The organism is Saccharothrix luteola (genome assembly GCF_020859565.1).
GTDB lineage: Bacteria > Actinomycetota > Actinomycetes > Mycobacteriales > Pseudonocardiaceae > Actinosynnema > Actinosynnema luteola.
On record NZ_JAJHUO010000027.1, the window covers coordinates 107,491 to 128,829 of the forward strand.

The 21,339-nt window shown below is 73.0% G+C and carries 13 protein-coding genes; 6 read left to right on the top strand and 7 right to left on the bottom strand.

The window, feature by feature from the left end; genetic code table 11:
* Window positions 1-53 precede the first annotated feature (53 nt).
* Window positions 54-923, top strand: coding sequence for a class I SAM-dependent methyltransferase (locus LNK82_RS33655; RefSeq protein ID WP_230570948.1), 870 nt, complete (start codon window positions 54-56; stop codon window positions 921-923).
* On the opposite strand, the gene LNK82_RS33660 is transcribed toward LNK82_RS33655, so the two are convergent.
* Entirely contained in the window at window positions 889-1,326 is a 438-nt protein-coding gene (locus LNK82_RS33660; protein WP_230570949.1) for a DUF4267 domain-containing protein, read from the bottom strand. The two genes, LNK82_RS33655 and LNK82_RS33660, sit on opposite strands and share 35 nt — an antisense overlap.
* A 90-nt stretch (window positions 1,327-1,416) precedes the next feature.
* On the opposite strand from LNK82_RS33660, the gene LNK82_RS33665 reads away from it, so the two are divergent.
* The gene (locus LNK82_RS33665) at window positions 1,417-1,986 is read left to right on the top strand and encodes a TetR/AcrR family transcriptional regulator (RefSeq protein ID WP_230570950.1); all 570 of its coding nucleotides are present in this window, start codon (window positions 1,417-1,419) and stop codon (window positions 1,984-1,986) included.
* On the opposite strand, the gene LNK82_RS33670 is transcribed toward LNK82_RS33665, so the two are convergent.
* A complete protein-coding gene (locus LNK82_RS33670; RefSeq protein WP_230570951.1) occupies window positions 1,983-2,390 on the bottom strand; it encodes a PPOX class F420-dependent oxidoreductase in 408 nt (135 codons plus the stop codon). The genes LNK82_RS33665 and LNK82_RS33670 overlap by 4 nt on opposite strands.
* A gap of 131 nt (window positions 2,391-2,521) precedes the next feature.
* On the opposite strand from LNK82_RS33670, the gene LNK82_RS33675 reads away from it, so the two are divergent.
* The 3 genes from LNK82_RS33675 to LNK82_RS33685 are packed head-to-tail and all read left to right on the top strand — an operon-like array spanning window position 2,522 to window position 4,608.
* On the top strand, window positions 2,522-3,277 hold the full coding sequence (locus LNK82_RS33675; RefSeq protein WP_230570952.1) for an SDR family NAD(P)-dependent oxidoreductase: 756 nt from the start codon (window positions 2,522-2,524) through the stop codon (window positions 3,275-3,277).
* Window positions 3,274-4,230 carry an RNA polymerase sigma-70 factor gene (locus tag LNK82_RS33680; RefSeq protein WP_230570953.1) on the top strand — a complete coding sequence of 319 codons (957 nt, stop codon included), beginning with the start codon at window positions 3,274-3,276 and terminating at the stop codon, window positions 4,228-4,230. Before LNK82_RS33675 ends, LNK82_RS33680 begins: the two co-directional genes overlap by 4 nt.
* Before the next feature lie 21 nt (window positions 4,231-4,251).
* The gene (locus LNK82_RS33685; RefSeq protein ID WP_230570954.1) at window positions 4,252-4,608 is read left to right on the top strand and encodes a hypothetical protein; all 357 of its coding nucleotides are present in this window, start codon (window positions 4,252-4,254) and stop codon (window positions 4,606-4,608) included.
* Here LNK82_RS33685 and LNK82_RS33690 read toward each other — a convergent pair.
* Genes LNK82_RS33690 through LNK82_RS33700 form a run of 3 tightly spaced genes read right to left on the bottom strand, consistent with a single transcriptional unit; the run spans window position 4,605 to window position 6,891 of the window.
* Window positions 4,605-5,780: an FAD-dependent oxidoreductase gene (locus LNK82_RS33690; RefSeq protein WP_230570955.1), complete on the bottom strand. Its 1,176-nt coding sequence runs from the start codon at window positions 5,778-5,780 to the stop codon at window positions 4,605-4,607. The genes LNK82_RS33685 and LNK82_RS33690 overlap by 4 nt on opposite strands.
* Window positions 5,777-6,358: a PadR family transcriptional regulator gene (locus tag LNK82_RS33695; RefSeq protein WP_230570956.1), complete on the bottom strand. Its 582-nt coding sequence runs from the start codon at window positions 6,356-6,358 to the stop codon at window positions 5,777-5,779. The genes LNK82_RS33690 and LNK82_RS33695 overlap by 4 nt, the downstream gene beginning before the upstream one ends.
* 47 nt (window positions 6,359-6,405) lie before the next feature.
* Window positions 6,406-6,891: a GNAT family N-acetyltransferase gene (locus tag LNK82_RS33700; RefSeq protein WP_230570957.1), complete on the bottom strand. Its 486-nt coding sequence runs from the start codon at window positions 6,889-6,891 to the stop codon at window positions 6,406-6,408.
* Window positions 6,892-7,041: 150 nt separating this feature from the next.
* Here LNK82_RS33700 and LNK82_RS33705 point away from each other — a divergent pair, with 150 nt between their 5' ends.
* On the top strand, window positions 7,042-7,614 hold the full coding sequence (locus tag LNK82_RS33705) for a snapalysin family zinc-dependent metalloprotease (protein ID WP_230570958.1): 573 nt from the start codon (window positions 7,042-7,044) through the stop codon (window positions 7,612-7,614).
* Window positions 7,615-7,783: 169 nt separating this feature from the next.
* Here LNK82_RS33705 and LNK82_RS33710 read toward each other — a convergent pair whose 3' ends face one another.
* The gene (locus tag LNK82_RS33710; protein WP_230570959.1) at window positions 7,784-7,978 is read right to left on the bottom strand and encodes an MbtH family protein; all 195 of its coding nucleotides are present in this window, start codon (window positions 7,976-7,978) and stop codon (window positions 7,784-7,786) included.
* On the bottom strand, window positions 7,975-21,291 hold the full coding sequence (locus tag LNK82_RS33715; RefSeq protein ID WP_230570960.1) for a non-ribosomal peptide synthetase: 13,317 nt from the start codon (window positions 21,289-21,291) through the stop codon (window positions 7,975-7,977). The genes LNK82_RS33710 and LNK82_RS33715 overlap by 4 nt, the downstream gene beginning before the upstream one ends.
* Window positions 21,292-21,339: the final 48 nt, after the last annotated feature.

The following is a 21,339-nucleotide window of genomic DNA, read 5'->3' on the forward strand; positions in this document are numbered from 1 at the left end:
CAACGTCCGGCCAACTCCGGGTTACGACGTGCGCGTTTGGCATGCTCGGGGCCGTGACGAACCACATCGACGAAGCTCTGCGGGCACTGGCGGACGGCGACATCGGCGGCGCGAGGGAGGCACTGCGCGGTGGGGGCACACCGTTGGCGGCGGCGTTGGCCGAGCACTTGGCGGCGGGGCGGGACGGCTCGGTGTACGACCAGCCCGCGGCCTTCGAGGCGTTCATCGACGGCGGCGGCAACGTGGGCCTCTACGGGGCGGTGACCGAGGCGTTGGGGCGGGTGTACGCCGACACGCGGCCGTCGAGCCTGCTGGACATCGGCTGCGGTGACGGGCGGGCGCTGCGGCCCGTACTGGCCTCGGAGCACGCACCGGCCTCGGTGACGCTGGTCGAGCCGTCCGCGGCGTTGCTCGACGAGGCGGTGCGGGCGTTGGCCGGGCACGACGTCGACGCCCGGCACACGAGGGTGGAGCCGTTCGCGGCGGCGTTGCCGGCGGACGCGGTGTTCGACGTGGCCCAGTCGACGTTCGCCCTGCACACGCTGCCGCACGAGGTGCGCGACGGCGTGCTGGCCGACCTGGTCGGGCACGTCGGCGTGCTCGCCGTGGTCGAGTTCGACGTGCCGGACCTGCCGCCCGCGAGCCCGGAGCACCTCAGGTTCCTGGCCGAGGCCTACGAACGCGGGCTGACCGAGTACGAGGACGACCGGGACCTGGTGGCGCAGGGGTTCCTGATGCCGGTGCTGACCGGCCAGTTGGTGCCGGGCGCGACCCGGGCCACCTGGGAGCAGCCCGCGGCGCGGTGGGCGGAGCAGGTCGAGCGGGCCGGGTTCACCGAGGTCCGGGTCACCCGGCTGCACGACTACTGGTGGTCCCCCGCGTTCCTGCTCACCGCTTCAGGGTCTCCAGGGTCTGCGGCTTGAGGGTGTCCGCCTTCGGGGTCTCCCGCTTCCGGGTCTCCCACAGCAGCGAGGCCGCCACGACGAGCACGAGGGCAGCCGCCGAACCGTGCACGGTCAGCGCGTAGGCCACCGTGCCGCCGTTGGTGAACACCGCGATGCAGTCGCCGATCGGGATGACCGCGTCGGCCAGCACCACCCAGCCCAGGGCGCGGCGGTGCCGGAGCAGCAGCAGGATCAGCGCGGTCAGCGCGTAGGCGATGTCGCGGACTCCCTTGACCACGAAGTACCCCGGTTCCTGCGGCCACGGGTCGATGCCGAAACCCGCCGCCGAGCCCTGCCCGTCGAGCAGGAAGCTGAGGCCGAAGTAGAAGCCGGCGAGGACGACGAGCACGGCGAGGACCGTGTCGATCCGGTGGTGGGACATGTCCCGACTCCCAAGTGCTAGCAGTGCTAGGTACAAGAGCGACACTAGCTTGTGCTGCGCTCGAATGTCTAGCGCTGCTAGCATCGAGGTGTGTCCATCCAGGAGCGCCGTGAGCGCGAACGCGCCGAACGCCGGCGGCTGATCGTCGACGCGGCCAGGGAGCTGGCCGAGGCCGAGGGGTGGGACGCGGTCACCACCCGTCGCCTGGCCGAGCGCGTCGAGTACAGCCAGCCGGTGCTCTACAGCCACTTCAAGGGCAAGGACGCGATCGTGCGCGCGGTGGCCGTGCAGGGTTTCGTCGACATGACAGAGCGCCTGCGCGCCGCCCGCACGGCCCACCGTTCGCCCGCGCGGGCGCTGCGAGCCCTGGCGATCGCCTACCTGGACTTCGCCGCCGAGCGGCCCGCGTTGTACGACGCGATGTTCGTGCGGGAGGTCGACCTGGCGTTCGGCACCGCCGAGACGCCGCCCGAGCTGCGGGCCGCGTTCGGCGAGTTCGTGGCCGCCGTCTCGCCCCTGGCCGGTGACGACGACCTGGAGACCAGGATCGAGGTGTTCTGGAGCGCGCTGCACGGCCAGGCCACCCTCGACCACGGCCGGCGCCTGCGCGCCGGCCACCGCCGGGCCCGCCTCGACCTGCTGCTGAGCCGCTTCTCCTAGTGCACGGTCTTGGCCGCCGGGTACCACTCCTCACCCACGGGCTCGCCCGCGAGGTTCCAGCTCCACGACACCGTCGGCGTGATGCGCAGGTAGGTGCCGGGACCGACCATGCCGACCCGGTCGCAGGGCTGGGCCGCGTCGCCGTACACGCGGATGCCGCGAGCCACGAACGGTTCGACCGACACCAGGTCGTCGACCACCAGCGCCACCTTGTGGTTCCCGGCGGCGACGTTGCGGAACTTCCGGGTGCCGCGCACGGTCGCGCCGCCGCCGACCCACAGGAACGTGCCGTCGAACTCGACGGCCACCGGCACGACGTCGGGCTGCCCGTCCGCACCGAGGGTCGCCAACCGGCCGAGCGGCTGCGACCGCAGGTACGCGATCTCCTCATCGGTGAAGGCCATGCCGAAAACTACCGGCAACGAGGGTGGACGGCATCTCCGGCGGGCGGTGTTCCCGGGTGGATGTCACAGGAGCCCGGGCTGTCTCGTCTCGTGTTCCGACGACAGGGTCAGGCGGAGGACGGGAGCAGGTCATGAGCGAGCACGGGGTCGCGCTGGTCACCGGGGCGAACAAGGGGATCGGCCGCGGGGTCGCGGGGGGACTCGCCGCGCTGGGCTTCACGGTCCTGGTCGGCGCCCGGGACCCGCGGCGAGGCGAGGAGGCCGCCGAGGCCCTGCGCGCGGCGGGCGGCGACGCGCACGCGGTCACGCTGGACGTGACCGACCCGGCGACCGCCCGGGAGGTCGCGAGGCACGTCGAGGAGCGCTTCGGCCGCCTCGACGTGCTGGTCAACAACGCCGGCATCACCGGTTCCGGGCAGGTCTCGCCCGCGGACGCCCACGACCAGGTGCCCAGCACCGTCGACCTGGACATGGTCCGGGCCGTGTTCGAGACCAACGTCTTCGGGGTGATCGCGGTGACCAACGCCGTGCTGCCGCTGCTGCGGCGCTCACCCTCGCCCCGCGTGGTGAACGTCAGCAGCCACGCCGCGTCGCTGACCCTGACGAGCGATCCCGACGGCCCGTTCGCCGCCCTGCTGCCGTCGGCGGCGTACTCGCCGTCCAAGTCCGCGTTGAACGCCCTGACCGTGCAGTACGCCAACGAGCTGCGCGCGGACGGCGTGCTCGTCAACGCCGTCGCACCCGGCTACGTCGACACGGACAGCAACAACCACACCGGGTTCCTCACCGTCGAGCAGGGTGCCTCGGTCGTGGTGCGGCTGGCCACGCTCGGCGCGGACGGACCGACCGGCGGGTTCTTCGGCGAGGAAGGCCCGGTGTCCTGGTGACCCGTGACGAGGAGTTCGAAGAGCTGCGACCGCTGCTGTTCTCGATCGCCTACCGGATCCTCGGCAGCGTCGGCGAGGCCGAGGACGCGGTCCAGGAGACCTGGCTGCGCCACGACGCCTCCCCGACCCGACCGACGTCGACCAAGGCGTTCCTCTCGGCGGTGGTCACCCGGATCTCGATCGACGTGCTGCGCTCGGCCCGCGTCCGGCGCGAGGAGTACGTCGGACCGTGGTTCCCCGAACCGCTGCTCACCGACCCGTACCAGGACCCGGAGCGCTCGGCGGAGCTGGCGGACTCGCTGTCGGTGGCGGCGCTGCTCCTGCTGGAGCGGCTGTCCCCGCTCGAACGCGCGGTCTTCGTGCTGCGGGAGGTGTTCGGGTTCGGCTTCCCCGAGGTCGCGGCGGCCGTGGGGCGGTCGGAGGCGGCGTGCCGCCAGCTCGCGGTGCGGGCGCGCCGGCACATGGACGCGGGCCGGCCCCGGTTCGAGGCCGACCGGCGTGAGCGGGAGGAACTGGCGGGGCGGTTCTTCGACGCCTTCCGGGAGGGTGACGTGGACGGGGTGCGCGAGCTGCTCGCCGCCGACGTGCAGCTGATCGGCGACGCCGGCGGCAAGGCCCCGCAGTGGGCCGCGCGGTTCGTCGGCGCGGAGGAGGTGGCCCGGGTGCTCGCCGCGCTCGTGCCGCCGTTCGTCCGGATCGGCGGTGTGGTCGAGCCGCGGCAGGTGAACGGCGAGCCGGGCGCGGTGTTCCGCGACCGGGACGGCAAGGTGGTCAACACGTGGGCGCTCGACGTCCTCGACGGGCGGGTCCAGACCATCCGCACGGTGATCAACCCCGACAAGCTCGGCCACGTCGGCCCGGTGGCGGACGCGTGGGCGGTGCTCCGCGAGACGACGGCGGCCGGTGTCCGGTGTTCGCCGGACACCGGCGGAACCACTGATCCCCCAGCGTGACGATCAGCTGTCGGCGACCACGTGCGCGAGCTCGTCGAGTTCCTCGACCACGGGAAGTTCGCCGACGACCTGCTCAGCACGAACGGCACGAACACGGCCGGGGTCAAGCTCTGCGACGTCGCCGAGCGCGCCGTGGACGACCCGTGGGACAAGGCGACGGTCCTGCTGGGGGACACCGGCACCGGCACGACGCTCAGCGCCTTCGTCGTGGACACCAAGCGCGACTTCATGCTCGAGCCGACCTTCAGCGACTTGGACATGGAGTACCACGGGGAGAAGCTGACGTGGACCTGGGACAAGGCCGCGAAGCACTTCCGCGAGGTCACGGTGGTGAACGCCTGCCAGGCGATGGCCGATCGCCACGACAAGACGCACTAGGCGTGGCTGAGGGTGTCGTCCCACTCGATCCGGTGGTCGAACTGCCAGGTGAACTTCGCCGGGTCGGCGACCTTGAACACCAAGGGCAGCAGGGCGTCGCGCAGCAGGCGGCCGACGGGACCGGCGGCCTTGTCCCGGTTCGTCCGAGCGGCCTGGGCGATGATCCGCTCCACCCGGCCGCGGCGCAGCTCCTCGTAGGTCCGGAACGCCTCGTCGTGCGGCAGGTCGCGCAGGCAGCGGGCCAGCTGCACGGCGCTCTCGAACGCCAGCGAAGCGCCCTGGCCCGAGCTCGGCGACGTGGCGTGCGCGGCGTCACCGACCAGGACCAGCCTGCCGCGGCTCCACTTCGGCACGCTCGGCACGTCCTCCAACGCGCCCGTCACGACGAGGTCGGCCGGGTCGGTGGCGGCGATCATGCGCGCGGCGGGCGTCCGGTCGGCGGCGAAGGCCTCGCCCAGCACGGCCAGCCACCGTTGCGGGCTCGTGGACCTCGCCTCGGCCGTGGTCAGCGGTGTCCGGTGGGGCAGGTTGGCGAACCAGCCGCCGGAACCGTCGTCGTCGACCTGGTAGCCGAAGAACGCGCGCTTGCCCGACACGAGCCGCATCGCGCCGCCGGTCGACGGCTCACCGGTCCGCGCCAGCCGCGCGCCGAAGCCGAGCAGCCGGGTGTGCCGGGGGCCCGGCGCGTCCGGGTCGATGATCCGCCGCACGGTCGACCGGATGCCGTCCGCGCCGACCAGCAGGTCGCAGTCCTCCTCCGAGCCGTCGGCGAAGCGTGCGGTGACGTGCGTGCCGCGGTCGACGGCGTCGACGAGCTCCCGGCCGTGCTCGATGGCGATCCCCCGCCGGACCGCCTCGTCGCGCAGCACGCGGTAGAGGTCGTAGCGCCACACCAGCAGCTGCGGCGGCTCGCTGCCGAACCGACCGAGGGTCTTGCCCGTCCAGCTCTGCAACTCCATCGCGGTGATCGGCGTGCCGATCGCGCGCACCGCGTCGGCCAGGCCCACCACCTCCAGGGCCTGCAAGCCGTTGGGCGCGATGCTCAGCGCACCGCCCGAGCCGTCGGCCGTGCGGTCGTACCGCTCGTGCACGGTCGCCTCGATCCCGGCCTTCCGCAGGGCCATCGCGGCCACGGGCCCGCCGATGCCGCCGCCGATGACGGTCGCTCTCATCGTTCCCCCTCGTGGAAGCCCGCCCACAGCGGGCGCCAGTCGTCGATGCGCTCCAGGAAGTGCCGGACGAACGCCACCTCGGCGTTCAGCAGCGCGATGCGGTACTCCTCCTCGACCAGGAAGAGCGGGTGCGCGTCGGCGCCGGCCACGACCGCCTCGGCCTCGTCCAGCTGCCGGCGCAGCCCGTCCAGGCGGTCGCGCAGGAGGGCTGCGACCTCGTCCGGGTGCAGGGCCGCGATCATGGACAGGGCCGCGACGAACCGCGGGTGCTCGTGCACCGGTTCGGCGACGAGCTCGCGCATCCAGTCCTTCAGCTCGGCACGACCGGCGTCGGTCAGCGCGTAGACCGTGCGCTCCGGCCGCTGCCCCTCGCGGGACGTCTCGTGCTCCACGATGAACCCGGCCTTCGCCAGCTGCCCGAACACCATGTAGAGCGAGCCGTGGGTGAACTTGATGCTGCGATCGTCACCGTGCGCCCGCATGAGCCGGCTCAGCTCGTAGGGGTGCATGGGCTCGCGGACGAGATAGCCGAGCACCGCCAACCCGAGCAGGTTGCCGACCTTCCGCTTGGACTTCACCGCCACCTCCTAGTCAACTCTGACTATCCATGAGCGACTAGTCAGAGTCAACTATTCCCTACCGGGCGTTCCATGCACACGAGGCCGGGCCGGTCGTCCCAGGAGTCCACCCGGGTGAAGCCGAGGCGTTCGTAGAGGCCGATGGCGTCGTGCCGCCAGTGCCACACGGACAGGCGCACCGAGGCCGCGCCGATGTCGGCGGCGTGGCCGAGCACCGCGCCGACCAGCGCCTTCGCCGCCCCCTTGCCCCGACAGGCCGGGTCCACCCACAGCCTCTTGACCTCCAGCGAGCCGCCGGTCGACGCGGACGCCACCACGCAGCCCACCGCGTTCCCGCCGGTCTCGGCCACCCACACGGTGTCGGCGGCGAACGCGGCCCGCGGGTCGAGCACCTCGGCCCGGTAGCGCGGCGGCAGGTCCCCGACGGCGGACACCGCGACGCCCTTCTCGGCCTCGGTCCGCAGGTGGTAGGCGAGCAGGAGGGGCGCCAGCGCCTGGTCACGCCACCGGGAAACAGTGGTCTCGGCTGTCATGGCCGCAGCTTCACACGGCGGACGCCCCCGATCACAGCCGAACAACCCTACGTATGGGGCTGGTGACAACCGGCTACGCACTGGTTCGTTGGGTGGTGGGAGCCTCCCCTGTCACACGGCTCCCTTTCCCTGTACCCCAAGGAGACCACCATGCTCGTACGAAAGGCCGTCGGCGTCCTCGCCGGCGTGCTGGGACTGCTGCTGCCGCTGGTCGCGGTGGCGGCGCCCGCCGCGTCGGCGGAGCCGCAGGCCCTGGTGCGCACCCTGTACTACGACGTGAGCCAGGCCCAGGAGTTCGTGGCGGACTGGGATCGTGCCGCGACGAACTGGAACAACTCGGTGTCGAACGTCAAGCTGGCCCGCCGGACGTCCACCTCCGGCGTCAACATCCGCATCCTCGCGGACAACGGCTGGCCGCGCGCCTACGTCTCGTCGCTCGGCAACGGCACCGTCTACATGGGACGGCAGGCCGTCCAGCAGGGCTACTACCGGCCGCGGATCTCGACGCACGAGATCGGCCACATCCTCGGCCTGCCGGACCGGCGGACCGGCCTGTGCGCCGACCTGATGTCGGGCTCCAGCGCGCCGGTGTCGTGCCGCAACGACCTGCCGAACGCCGCCGAGCGCGCCGAGGTCGAGCGCCGGTTCGCCGGCTCGTTCGCCCCGGCCGACGTGCGTGCGGCGGGCTTCACGGGCAGCAGCACGGAGTGCTTCGTCTACTGACCGCGTGAGTCCTGCGTTCACGTCGCGTGTGTCCTACGTTCGGAACACCCGAGTTGAACGCTCAGAACAAGATCAACTGTTCTGAGCGTTCAACTCGGGGTGCGCGAACGTAGGACACGCGCGGTCCGCACGTTGGACACGCGCGGCCTGGAGGTAGGACTCTCGCGAGTCAGCGGAGGGACAAGGGGCGCAGGTCGGTCCAGTGCTCCTCGACGTAGGCGACGCAGGCGTCGCGCGTGTCGGGGCCGAAGCGCGTGGTCCAGCCGGCGGGGATGTCGGCGAACGACGGCCACAGCGAGTGCTGCCCCTCGTCGTTGACGAGGACGTGGAAACGGCCTTCGGGGTCTTCGAACGGGTTGGTCACGGCTCGATCCTCCGGTCGGGGTCGGTCGTCGCGCGGTGCAGGTGGTGCAGCACCGCGTCGGCCAGGTGTTGGGCGGTGGTCGGGGTGAACAGGTCGGTCGCGTAGACGAGGTAGCACGGCACCGGGCCGTCGTCCTGCGGTTCGTAGAAGCTGATGGTCAGTTCCGCGGGTGTCGTGCCGGTCGGCACGGCTTCGAGCGAGCCCGTGCCGCCCTCCAGGGTCGACAGGACCGCCTTCTCGTGGTGGACGATCATCACCTGCGGCTCGACGGGCACCGGCACGTCCGCGTGGTCGAACGCGGCCAGGTCGGTGGCGCGGACGCGGGCCAGCAGCTCGGTGTAGCTCGGCCGGCCGGCGGTGTCGGTCCGCAGCACGATCCGGTTGAAGAAGCAGCCGACCAGGTCGGCCAGCGCCTCCTCGGTCCGCCCGGCGACCATCGTGCCGATCGGGAGGTCCGTGCCGTACGGCGTGAGCGCGGCGGCCACGGCGGCCTGCACCACCATGAACATGCTGGTGCCGGTCCGGGTGGCCAGTCGGTCGACGGCCGCGTGCAGCGCCGCGGGCAAGGAGAACGGGATCACGGCGGCGGGGTGGCGGCCGGGCCGCCGGTCCCCGGAGCGGGGCAGGGCCAGGTCGGGCAGGTCGCGCAGCGCGTCGCGCCAGAACGCGTGCTGCTCCTCCCCCACCGCCTCCACGACCTCCGCCGACCACAGCGTGTAGTCGGCGTAGGTCACCGGCAGCTCGGTCCACTGTGGAGCCTCACCCCGCCGGCGTGCCGCGTAGGCGTGCTGGAGGTCCCGGAACAGCGGCACGACCGACCACTCGTCCACCGCGAGGTAGCTCATGGTCAGCAGCAACGCCTGCGCGCCGGACGCGTCCACGACCAGCCGGGCCCGCACGGGCGGTCGGCCGGGCTCCGCGGGCTCGGCGGCGAACGCGGGCAGCGCCTCGTCCAGCGCCACCACGGGCTCCACCGCCAACGGGGACGCCGGAACGGCGCGCTGCACGTCACCGTCCAGCACCGTGCGCAGCGGCTCGTGCCGCTCGACCACGTCCGCGTACGCGGCGACGAGGGCCGGCACGTCGAACGGCGTCGTGGCCTTCAACGCCAGCGCGTGGTCCCACGACACCGGACCCCGCCGCACCGGACCCCGCTGGACGGGCGCCGTCGGCAGGTCCACCGGCCGGTCGAAGCGGCGCAGCGGCGGTCGGGCCGACGTGGCGCCGGTCAGCCGCCCGGCCAGCCCGGCGACGGTGGGCGAGTCGAACACGTCGCGCAACGCGATGTCGACCCCGAACACCGACCGGATCTTGCCGACCAGCCGCATGGACGCCATGGAGTGGCCGCCGAGGGTGAAGAAGTTGTCGTGGATGCCCGGCGACACACCCAGGATCTCGGCGAACAGCTCCGCGATCGCCTTCTGCTCCGGCGTCACCGGCCGGTCGTCGCCGGTCATCGCGGACCAGTCGGGTCGCGGCAGCGCACGGCGGTCGAGCTTGCCGTTCGGCGTCAACGGCAGCGGGCCGTCCAGGAAGATCACCGCGGCCGGGACCATGTACTCGGGCAGCCGTTCGGCGACGAGCGCGCGCAGGTCGTCGTCCGTCGAGCCCACCACGTACCCGACGAGCCTGGTCACGTCACCCGTGCGGTCGGCGACGACCGCCGCCTGCGCCACGGCCGGGTGCCTGGTCAGGGCGGCTTCGATCTCGCCGAGCTCGATCCGGAAGCCCCGGATCTTGACCTGGGTGTCGACGCGGCCGAGGAAGTCCAGGTTGCCGTCCGCACGCCAGCGCGCGCGGTCGCCGGTGCGGTACATGCGGGCTCCAGGCGGGCCGAACGGCGAGGCCACGAACCGGGACGCGGTCAGCGCGGCCTGCCCGATGTACCCGCGGGCCAGGCCGCGACCGGACACGTACAGCTCGCCGACCACGCCGGGCGGCACCGGCCGCAGCCGGTCGTCCAGCACGTACACGGTGGTGTTCGGGTCGGGGACGCCGATCGGCACGGCCGAGTCCCACTCCGGCACGGCCTTCCACAGCGTGGAGTTGACCGTGGCCTCGGTGAGGCCGTACGCGGCGAGCAGGTTGAGCCGCCCGGCCCAGCGGCCGATCACGTCCGGCGGCACGGTCTCGGTGCCGACCAGGATGGTGGAGCCCTCGGGCAGCTCGCAGTCGGCGGGCAGGGCGGACACCAGCGACGGCGGCAGGATCATGTGCGTGATCCGCCGGTCGCGCAGGAAGTCGGTCAGCTCGGGTCCGGCCACGCGGACCTCGTCCGGCGCGAACACCAGCCGCCCGCCCACGCACAGCGCCATGGTCAGCTCGAACACCGCCACGTCGAAGCCGACCGAGGCGAACTGCAGCACCCGGCTCTCGGCGGTGAGCCCCATCCGGTCGATGGCGGTCGCGGCGAGGCTGGAGATCCCCTCGTGCGGCACCACCACGCCCTTGGGCCGACCGGTCGAGCCGGACGTGTAGATCACGTACATGGCCGAGTCGAGCGCGGACGGTCCACTGTGGACCAGAGGTTCGTCGGACGTGGCGGTCAGCTCGTCCGCCACCGCGTCCAGGACCAGGGTCCCGGTCACGTCCGGCACCGGCGCGTCGCGGGTCGTCACGACCAGCGACGCGGCGGAGTCCTCGATCATGTAGGCGATCCGGTCCGCCGGGTGCGAGAGGTCCAACGGCAGGTAGGCCGCGCCGAGCTTCAGCGTGGCCACGACCGCGGCGACCATGTCCGCCGACTTGGGCACCGCGATGCCGACCACGGACTCGCGGCCGACCCCGCGTGCCACGAGCAGCCGGGCGATCTTGTTCGACCGGGCGTCCAGCCAGGCGTAGTCGACCGAGCGGTGGCGGTCGACCACGGCGACCGCGTCCGGCCGCTCGGCGACGCACCGGGCGAACATCGTCGTGAACGTCTCCTCCGGCACCGCGCGGGCGGTCCGGTTGAACTCGTCCACCACGCGCCGGCGCTCGTCGGGCGCGAGCAGGTCCACCGCGCTCACCGGCGCGGACGGCGCGGCCAGCACGGCGTCGACCAGCGTGGTCAGCCGCGCGCCGAGCCGTTCGACGGTCACCCGGTCGAACAGGTCGGTCGCGTACTCCAGCCGGCACACCACCGGACCGCCGACCACCTCGGTGAAGCTGAACACCAGGTCGAACTTCGCGGTCGTGGTCTCGTGGCCGACCCACGTCACCGGCAGGCCGTCGAACGACCCCGCGTCGCCGCCGCGGCTGTGGTAGCCGACCATGACCTGGAACAGCGGGTTGCGCGCCGCCGAACGGGTCGGGTTCAGCCGGTCGACCACGGCCTCGAACGGCACGTCCTGGTGCGAGAACGCCGCCAGCGACGTCTCCTTCACCCGCCCGACGAGCTCGGCGAAGCTCGGGTCGCCGGACAGGTCGGCCCGCAGCACCAGCGTGTTGACGAAGAAGCCGACCAGGTCGTCCAACGCCTCGTCCGTGCGGCCGGCGATCGGCGCGCCCAACGGGATGTCGTCGCCCGCGCCCAGCCGGCCCAGCAGCGCGGCGACGGCGGCCTGCACCACCATGAACATCGACGCGCCGGACGTCTGCGCGAACGCCCGCAGCGCGTCGGCCTGCTCGGGGGTGAACACCACTTCCAGGTCCGAGCCGCGGAACGTCGGGCGTCCCGGACGCGGCCGGTCCACCGGGAGCTCCAGCTCCTCCGGCGCGCCGGCCAGCGCCTGCGACCAGAAGTCCAGCTGCTGCTCGCCGACGAGGTCCAGCACGTCCCGCTGCCACACGGTGTAGTCCGCGTACTGCACGGGCAGCGGCGCCCACCGGGGAGCCTCACCGGCCCGTCGTGCCCGGTACGCCGTCGCCAGGTCGCGCAGGAACGGCCGGTCGGACCACTCGTCGGTGGTGATGTGGTGCAGCAGGATGACGACCAGGTGCTCCTCGCGCGCCAACGACGCGATCGTCACCCGCAACGGCAACTCCGTGCGCAGGTCGAACGGCCGCTCGACCTCGTCACGCACGATGCCCGGCACGTCCTCGCGGGACGCCTCCCGGACCACCACCACCGGCGTGACGTCGTGCAGCACCCGTTGGAACGGCGTGCCCTCGTGCTCGCCGAACACCGTCCGCAACGCCTCGTGCCGATCGACCACGTCGGCGACCGCGGCGGTGAGCGCGGCCACGTCCAGCGGGCCGTTCAGCGTGAACACCAGCGGGAAGTTGTAGGCGGCGGACGTGCCCTCCATCTGCTGGATCAGCCACAACCGCTGCTGCGCCGACGACAGCGGCAGCTCGGCGGGCCGCTCGACCGGCGCCAGCGGCGGCCGGGCCGACCCACCGCCGGCCCGCAGGGCCAGTTCCGCGACCGTGGGCGCGTCGAACAGGTCGCGGATCGCGAGTTCCACCCCCAGCGCCGACCGCGCCCGGCTGACCAACCGGGTGGCGAGCAGCGAATGGCCGCCGAGGTCGAAGAAGTTGTCGTCCACGCCCACCGACGGCACGCCGAGCACGTCGGCGAACAGCCCGCGCAGCACGTCCTCTTCCCGGGTGGCGGCGGCGCGCGACGACGCCGCGCCGGAGACCACCGGCTTCGGCAGGGCGCGCACGTCGAGCTTGCCGTTCACGGTGAGCGGCAGCGCGTCCACCGGCATGATCGCGACGGGCACCATGTAGTCGGGCAGGCTGCGCTTCAGGTTCTCCCGCAGCGCTGCGGGATCGGTGTCGGAGACGACGTACCCGACGAGGCGCTTCACCCCGCCCGGACCGGCGTCCACGACGACCGCCGCGTGCGTCACGCCCGGCTGGGTGGCCAGGGCCGACTCGACCTCGCCCAGCTCGACCCGGTAACCGCGGATCTTGACCTGGTCGTCGGTGCGGCCGAGGAAGTCCAGGTTGCCGTCGGCCCGCGCGCGCACCAGGTCCCCCGTGCGGTACATGCGGGTCCCTGGCGGTCCGTACGGGTCGGCGACGAACCGCTCGGCGGTCAGGCCGAACCGGTCGTGGTAGCCGCGGGCCAGGCCGACACCCGCGATGTAGAGCTCACCGGGCGAGCCGGGCGGCACCGGTCGCAGGCGCGCGTCCAGCACGTACGCCCTGGTGTTCCAGATCGCCTTGCCGACGGTCGCCGTCTCGCTGTCCTCGGTGGACGCGCCGAGCGTGTTGATCGTGTACTCGGTGGGCCCGTACAGGTTGTAGCCGTACGTGCCGGGCGTCTCGCGCAGCCGCTGCCACACCGATTCCGGCACGGCCTCGCCGCCGAGCAGCACCAGCGCGGGCACGTGGCCCTCCAGCAGGCCCTCTTCGATGAGCAGCTGGGCGTAGGTCGGGGTCACGTTGACCACGTCGACCAGGTGCTCGTCGCAGTACGCCACCAGGGCCGCCGCGTCCCGGCGCAGCTCCTCGTCGCACACGTGCACCTCGTGGCCCTCGACCAGCCACAACAGCTCTTCCCACGACATGTCGAACGCGAACGACACGGTGTGCGCGATGCGCAGCCGCCGACCGCCGGCCGCCGCGATGGCGGGTGCGAAGATCGCCTGCTGGTGGTTGAGCTGCATGTTCGTCAGGCCGCGGTACGGCGTGACGACGCCCTTCGGCCGCCCGGTCGAGCCGGACGTGTAGATCACGTACGCCGGGTGGTCCAGCGAGAACGTCGGCCACTCGACCTCGTCGGGCGCGTCGGGCAGGTCGTCCACGCACACCGCGTCCGGCACCAGCCCGACCGCCGTGGTCGACAGCACGCACAGCGGCTTGGTGTCCTCGATCATCAGCAGCAGCCGGTCGGCCGGGTGGTCGAGGTCGAGCGGCAGGTAGGCGGCCCCGGTGCGGAGCACCGCGAACAACGCCACCACCATCTCGATCGTGCGCGGCAGCGCCAGCGCGACGACCCGTTCCGGCCCCGCGCCCCGGCTGATCAGCAGCCGGGCCAGGGCGTCGATCCGGTCCTGGAGCTCGGCGTAGGTGAGCCGCTGGTCGCCGAACACGAGCGCGGTCGCGTCCGGTGTCCGGCGGGCCTGCGCGACGAGCAGGTCGGCGATGGTCTCGGAGACCACCGGGTTGGCGCTGGCGTCCCACTCGGCCTCCAGCGCGCGCCGTTCGCGGTCCGGCAGCACGTCGAGCGTGCCGAGCAGCGCGTCCGGCGACTCGACCAGCCGGCGCAGCACGGTGGTGTAGCGGGTGAGCAGCGCCTCGGCGGCGTCGGCGGCGAAGATGTCCGGGCGGGACGCGAGCGTGACGCGGGTGCGCGCGCCGGGCGTGATGATGAGCGTGAGCGGGAAGTGCGTGCCATCCACATTGGACACTTCGAGCACGCCGTGCCGGGCCGCGAACTCGCCCTGGCGGTCGTCGCCGTCGCCGGTGCGCAGCACGAACAGCGTGTCGAACAGCTGCCGGTGCCCGGCCTCCTGCTGGATCTCGCCGAGGCCGACGTGCTCGTAGGCCATGAGCGCGGTCCGCTCGGCCTGGATGCGCCGCAGGAGTTCCAGCACGGTCTCGCGCGGGTCGACCGCGATGCGGGTGGGGATGGTGTTGAGGAACATGCCGATCACGTGCTCGACGCCGTCGACCTCGACCGGGCGGCCCGCGACGGCGGTGCCGAACACCACGTCGTCCCGGCCGACCTGGCTCGCGAGCACCATCGCCCACGCGGCGTTGAACACCGCGTTCGCGGTCAGGCCGTACCGCCGGGCCTGCGCCCGGATGCGGTCGGTCAGCTCCTCGGTCAGCTCCTGGTGGAACTCGGCCGGGATGACCGGCTCGCGTGAGCGGTCGACGGGCGCGACCAGGGTCGGCTCGCGCAGCCCGGACAACGCGGTGCGCCACGCCCGCAGCGCCGCGTCGTGGTCCTGGCGGGCCAGCCACGCGAGGTAGTCGCGGTAGGTGCCGGGCGGCGGGAGTTCGGCGTCGACGTCGCGGTACAGCTCCAGCAGCTGCTCCAGGAACAGCCACGCCGACCAGCCGTCCCACAGGATCAGGTGGTGCGTGATGACGAGCCGGTCGCGGCCGTCGGGCAGGCGCAGCACCAGGAACCGGCACAGCGGCGGCGCGGCCAGGTCGAACCGCTCGCGCCGGTCGGCGGCCAGCAGCCGCGGCACGTCGGCGTCCTCGGCGTCGACCACGCGCAGCGGGATCTCCAAGCCGGGCGCGATGAACTGCACGGGTGACGGCACGCCGTCGCTGGTGAACCCGGCGCGCAGGCTCGGGTTGCGCTCCAGGAGCGCGGCGCCCGCGCGGCGCAGGCGTTCGACGTCCAGCCGGCCGGCGAAGTCCATCGTCTCCTGGGAGAGGTAGACGTCGAGCGCGCCGGTGTCGTAGCTGGAGTGGAAGTACAGGCCTTCCTGCAACGGCGAGAGCGGCCAGACGTCCTCCGCCTCGGGCAGGGCGGCGCGCTGCTCGTCCGTCAGCACGAGCAGCGGCGCGTCGTCGGCGGTGTCCGCCGTGGTCTCCACGGCGGCCAGCGCGGCGACCGTGCGGTGTTCGAACACGTCGCGCGGGCTGATCTCGATGCCCAGCCTGCGGGCCCGGCTGGACACGGCGATGGACGTGATGCTGTCGCCGCCGAGCACGAAGAAGTCGTCGTCCACGCCGAGGTCGGCCAGGCCGAGCACGTCGCCGAACACCTCGCACAGCAGGCGTTCCCGGTCGTTGCCCGGCGCACGGCGTTCGGTCTTCGCCAGGGTCGGCGAGGGCAGCGCGTTCTGGTCGAGCTTGCCGCTGGGGGTGAGCGGGAAGTCGGGCAACGCCACGATCGCGTGCGGGACCATCGCGGCGGGCAGGGCGGCGGCGATGCCGGTCCGCACCGCGTCGAGGTCGACGTCGGCCGGTGTCACGTAGCCGAGGAGCTGGTTGTCCCGGGCGATGACGGCGGCCCGCCGGACGCCGGGCTGCGCGACCAGCGCGGACTCGACCTCGCCCAGCTCGATCCGGTTGCCGCGCACCTTGACCTGCCGGTCGGTGCGGCCGAGGTAGACCAGCACGCCGTCCGGGCGGCGCACCACCAGGTCGCCGGTGCGGTACATGCGTTCGCCGGGCGCGCCGAACGGGTTGGCGACGAACCGCTCGGCGGTGAGCCCGAACCGGCCGTGGTAGCCGAGGGCGAGCTGGACGCCCGCCAGGTACAGCTCGCCCGGCACACCGGTCGGGACGGGCCGCAGGAACGGGTCGAGCACGTGCAGCTGCGTGTTCCAGACCGGACGGCCGATCGGCACGGCCGGGTCCGGTGCGGCGTCGTACTCGAAGTACGTGACGTCGACGGCGGCTTCCGTGGGGCCGTAGAGGTTGTGCAGCGGCACGGCGGTGAGCGCGAGCCACCGGGCGGCCACGTCGCCGGTCAGCGCCTCGCCGCTGCTGAACGCGCGGCGCAGGCTCGCCGACCACGCCGCGTCCTCGTGCACCTCGGGGACGCCGACGAACGCGGCCAGCATCGACGGCACGAAGTGCAGCGTCGTGATCCGCTCGCGGCGGATCAGGTCGGCGAGGTAGGCGGGGTCGCGGTGGCCGTCCGGCTTGGCCAGCACAACGGCCGCGCCCTCGCACAGCGCCCAGAAGAACTCCCACACCGAGACGTCGAAGCTGGAGGGCGTCTTCTGCAGCACGCGGTCGTCGGCGGTGAGGCCGTACTCGTGCTGCATCCAGGCCAGCCGGTTCACGATCGCGCGGTGCGTGACGACGACGCCCTTGGGCCGACCGGTCGAGCCGGACGTGTAGATCAGGTAGGCGGGCTGGTCGGGGTGCGGTGCGGGGAGGTCGACCGGCGGGGCCGCGCTGTCGGCGCAGTCCTCGGGCCGGACGACGGTGGTCGCGCCGGAGTCGGCCAGCATGAACTCGACGCGTTCGGCCGGGTAGTCGAGGTCCAGCGGCAGGTAGGCGGCGCCCGCCTTGAGCACGCCCAGCAGTGCCACCAGCAGCTCGGCGGACCTCGGCACGGCGACGCCGACGACGTGGTGGCCGCGGAGCCTCCGGGCCAGGGCGGTGGAGCGCCGGTCGAGTTCGGCGTAGGTGAGGGTGACGTCGTCGTAGACGACCGCGACGGCGTCCTGGGTGCGGGCGGTCTGGTCGGCGATCCGGCTGACGAGCGTGCCCTCCGGCACGTCGGCGGCGGTCGCGTTGAGCCGCGCCAGCCACTCGGCTTCGGCGTCGGAGACGAGGTCGAGGCTCGCCACCGGCCGGTCGGGGGTGGTGGCGAACGAGGACAGCAGCCGGACCAGCCGTTGGGCGAGGGAGGCCACCTCGGCGTCGGGGAGGCGGTGCTTGAGGCGCAGTTCGATGCGCTCGCCGGGGAGGGCGATCAGGGCCAGCGGGTAGTGCAGCTGGTCGCGGATCTCGACGTCGTCGACCACGTCGGGGAAGTTCTCGACCACGACGAGGGTGTCGAACAGCTCGCCGTGCCCGGTGACGCGCTGGATCTCGGCGAGGCCGAGGTGCTGGTGGTCCAGCAGCCGCGCCTGCTCGCTCTGCAGGTGCTGGAAGGTGGTCGCCAGGCTGTCCGCCCCCTGCCAGCGCTGGCGGACGGGGACGGTGTTGATGAACAGGCCGACGGCGTTCTCGATGCCCGGCACCTCGGCCGGCCGCCCGGCCACGGTGGTGCCGTAGACGACGTCGGCCCGTCCGGTGAGACCGCCGAGCAGCAGGCCCCACGCGCCGTGCAGGACGGTGCTGAGCGTGAGGCCGCGCCGCCGCGCCTCCCCCAGGAGCGCCGCGCTCAGCTCGGCGGGCAGCCGCACGCGGTGCTGCCCGTGGCGCGGCGAGACCTCGAACTCGCCGACCGGCACCGCTTCGCGGGCGTCCCCTCCCAGGGGACCCCTGCTTTCATTCTGCCGGCCAGGTCCGACGATTCCGGGCCGCGCGGGTGAGGTTGTGGACAGGCCGGCGATCCTGGTCGGTTCGTCCACATCGGACAGGGCCGCGCGCCACGCCTCGTGCGCCGCGTCGCGGTCACGGCTCGCCAGCCACGCGAAGTATCGCCGGTGGTCGACCGGTTCCACCCGGCCGCCGACCAGCTCACGCCGCAGCAGCCCGACCGACCACCCGTCCAGCAGGATGTGGTGCAGCGTCAGCACCAGCCGGTCACCGTGCCGGGCCGCGCGCATCAACGGCGGCCGGGACAGGTCGAACGGCTCGGCCCGTTCGGCCGCCAGCACGGCCTCGACGTCGTCACCCGCCGGGTACTCGCGCCACGGCAGGACCAGGCTCTCGGCGATCACCTGCTCCACGCGCCCGCGATCGGTCTGGCGGAAACCCGCCCGCAGCAACGGGTGCCGGTCCAGCAGCCCCTGCACGGCGTCCCGGTCGACGTCCAGGCTCAGCACTTCCTGCACCACGTACGAGTCGTCCTCGTCGTACTGCGCGTGGAAGAAGAAGCCCTCCTGCAACGGCGACGCCGGCAGCACGTCCGACGAGAACCCGTCCAGCGAGACCTCGTCGGCGCCGGCCACCCGCGCGACCCGCGCCAACCCGGCCACGGTCCGGTGCTCGAACACCTCGCGCGGGGTGAACTCCAGGCCCGCGGCACGCGCCCGCGACACCAGCTGCATCGTGACGATGCTGTCGCCGCCCAGCTCGAAGAAGTTGTCGTGGATCCCGGGCGTCAGCCCGAGCACCGCCTCGACCAGCTCCACCAACGTCCGCTCGACCGGGTTCGTCGCCGGGGCGTCGCCGGCCAGCGCGGTCCAGTCCGGCTCCGGCAGCGCCGCGCGGTCCAGCTTGCCGTTCGGCGTCAACGGCAGCGGCCCGGCCACCGGCACCACCACGGACGGCACCATGTACTCCGGCAGCGCCGAGGCGACGTGCTCCCGCGCGTCGACCGGCGACGCCGTGCCGACCACGTACGCGACGAGCCGCTTCACCCGCCGGTGGTCCTCCCGCACCAGCACGGCGGCCTGCGCGATCCCCGGGTGCGCCATGAGCACGCTCTCGACCTCGCCCGGCTCGATCCGGAAACCCCGGATCTTCACCTGGCCGTCGGACCGGCCCAGGAAGTCGATGTTCCCGTCGGCGCGCCACCGCGCCCGGTCGCCCGTCCGGTACATGCGGGAACCAGGACCGGCGAAGGGATCGGCCACGAACCGCGACGCGGTCAGCGCCGCCTGTCCCCGGTACCCGCGCGCGAGCCCGCGCCCACCGACGTACAGCTCGCCCTCGACACCCACCGGCACCGGTCGCAACGCCGAGTCGAGGACGTAGCAGCGGGTGTTCGGGTCCGGCACGCCGATCGGCACCGGCCCGGTCCAGTCGGGCTGGGCGGCCCACAGCGTGGAGTTCACCGTGGCCTCGGTCAGGCCGTACGCGGCGACGACGCGCAACCGCCGCGCCCACCGGGCGATCAGCTCGGTCGGCACGGTCTCCGTGCCGACGATCAGCACCGCGCCCTCGGGCAGCTCGCACTCCGGCGGCAGCGCGGCGACCAGCGACGGCGGCAGGATCATGTGCGTGGCCCCGTGCGCGGCGATGTAGGAGGTCAGCTCCTCGCCCGCGACCCGCCGGTGCGACGGCACGACGACCGCGCGCCCGCCGACGCCGAGCGACATGCACAGGTCCCACACGGCCACGTCGAACCCGACGGACGCGAACTGCACGACCCGGCTGTCCGGTGTGATCCCGATCCGGTCCAGCGCGGTCGCGATGAGGCTCCCGATGCCCTCGTGCGTCACCACGACGCCCTTGGGCCGCCCGGTCGAGCCGGACGTGTAGATCACGTACGCCGCCTGGTCCAGCGCGATGTCCAGCCCCAGATCGGAGCCGTCATCGGGCAGCTCGAACCGGGTGTCCGGCGTGATGACGAGCTTCGCGCCCGCGTCGGCGACCATGTAGTCGACCCGGTCGCGCGGGTGGTCGAGGTCCAGCGGCAGGTAGGCCGCGCCCGCCTTCATCACCGCGAGCAGCGTGACGACCAGGTCGGCCGACCGGGGCAGGGCCACGCCCACGACGTCCTCGGTCCCCACGCCCGAGGCGACGAGCGCGCGGGCGAGCCGGTTCGCGGCGACGTTCAGCTCGGCGTAGGTCAGCGTGACGTCCTCGCACACCACCGCCACGGCGTCCGGGCGCAGCGCGGCTTGGCGCTCGACCGCGCCGGGCCACGTCACCTCGTCCACCTCGCGCGGCGACGTGCCGAGGTCCAGCAGCCGCGCGCGTTCCTCGTCGTCCACCAGGTCGATCGACGCCACCGGCTGGTCGGGGTCGGCGTCGAGCACGCGCAGGAAGCGGCGCTGGTGGTCGGCCAGCTCCTCCGGCGTGCACACGGCGGCGTTCGCCTCGAACGTCACGACCAGCCTGCCGTCGGCGCGTTGCAGGAACGACGTGGTCAGGTCGTTGACCGGGCCCAGCGACAGCATGTGGAACGCGGGGTCGAGGTCGGCGAAGCCCATCTCGCGGCCGAAGCCCAGGTAGTTGACCGTGGGTCCGACCAGCTCGGGGATGCCGTCGCGCAGGCCGAGCTCGCGGGCCAGGTCCTCGCCGCGGTACGCGCTGCGCGGGACGACCTCGCGGATCTCGCGGTCGACGTCGGCGATCAGGCCGGTGACGGTGCTGTCCGGCCGTACGGTGACGCGCAGCGGCAGCACGGTGGACGCCATGCCGGGCGTGACCCGGCTGACCGCGTCGCGCCGACCGGTCACCGGCATGGCCAGCACCAGGTCGGACGCGCCGGTCACGCGGTGGGTGTAGGTGGCGACGGCGGCGATGACCTGCCGCGACGTCAACGGGTTCGGCAGCTCGACGGTGCGGCGGATGACCTCGCGCACCTGCCCGGCCGCCCGCGGCACGAGCCGCACCGGCTCGGGGTGGTCGGCCATCTTCGCGTGCCAGAACGCCCGGTCTTCTTCGCGGGCCGCCGAGTCGCGGTAGGCGAGGTCGGCGTCGACCAGCGCCTCGACCGGCTTGGGCTGTGGCTCCGCGCCGCCCTCGTACAGCTCGCCGGCCCGGCGGGTGATCAGCACGCAGCCGTAGGCGTCGACCACGAGGTGGTGGTAGCGCTGGTACCAGAGCACGTGGTCGTCGGCGATGCGCAGCAGCGCGTGGTGGAACAGCGGGCCGGCGGCGATGTCCGTCAACCGCGCCATGTCGTCGTCCATCCACGCCCGCGCGTCGGCGAGCGAGTCGAACGACAGCAGCGTCACGTCGGTGGTCGGTGCGACGGGGACCTGCCCGGCCTCGGTGAACCGGACGTGCAGCGCGCCGGTCTCGCCGATCACCTGCCGGACGGCCGCCTCCAGCCGGTCGTGGTCGACCGGTCCGCGCAGCTCCAGGTACCAGGCGACGTTGTAGACGGGGTTGTCGGGCTCCAGCTGCTGTGCCAACCAGACACCGGTCTGAGCACCGGTCAAGGGCAGCGCCATGGTCAACTCCTGTTCCTTCCCGACTTCCCGCACACACACCGCGGGTGG

What these genes read in the sequence shown, in the direction of transcription:
- LNK82_RS33690 (WP_230570955.1), bottom strand. Translation starts at nt 5,780, where the DNA reads ATGAGAGCGACCGTCATCGGCGGCGGCATCGGCGGGCCCGTGGCCGCG.
- LNK82_RS33675 (WP_230570952.1), top strand. Translation starts at nt 2,522, where the DNA reads ATGAGCGAGCACGGGGTCGCGCTGGTCACCGGGGCGAACAAGGGGATC.
- LNK82_RS33705 (WP_230570958.1), top strand. Translation starts at nt 7,042, where the DNA reads ATGCTCGTACGAAAGGCCGTCGGCGTCCTCGCCGGCGTGCTGGGACTG.
- LNK82_RS33715 (WP_230570960.1), bottom strand. Translation starts at nt 21,291, where the DNA reads ATGGCGCTGCCCTTGACCGGTGCTCAGACCGGTGTCTGGTTGGCACAG.
- LNK82_RS33660 (WP_230570949.1), bottom strand. Translation starts at nt 1,326, where the DNA reads ATGTCCCACCACCGGATCGACACGGTCCTCGCCGTGCTCGTCGTCCTC.
- LNK82_RS33670 (WP_230570951.1), bottom strand. Translation starts at nt 2,390, where the DNA reads ATGGCCTTCACCGATGAGGAGATCGCGTACCTGCGGTCGCAGCCGCTC.
- LNK82_RS33700 (WP_230570957.1), bottom strand. Translation starts at nt 6,891, where the DNA reads ATGACAGCCGAGACCACTGTTTCCCGGTGGCGTGACCAGGCGCTGGCG.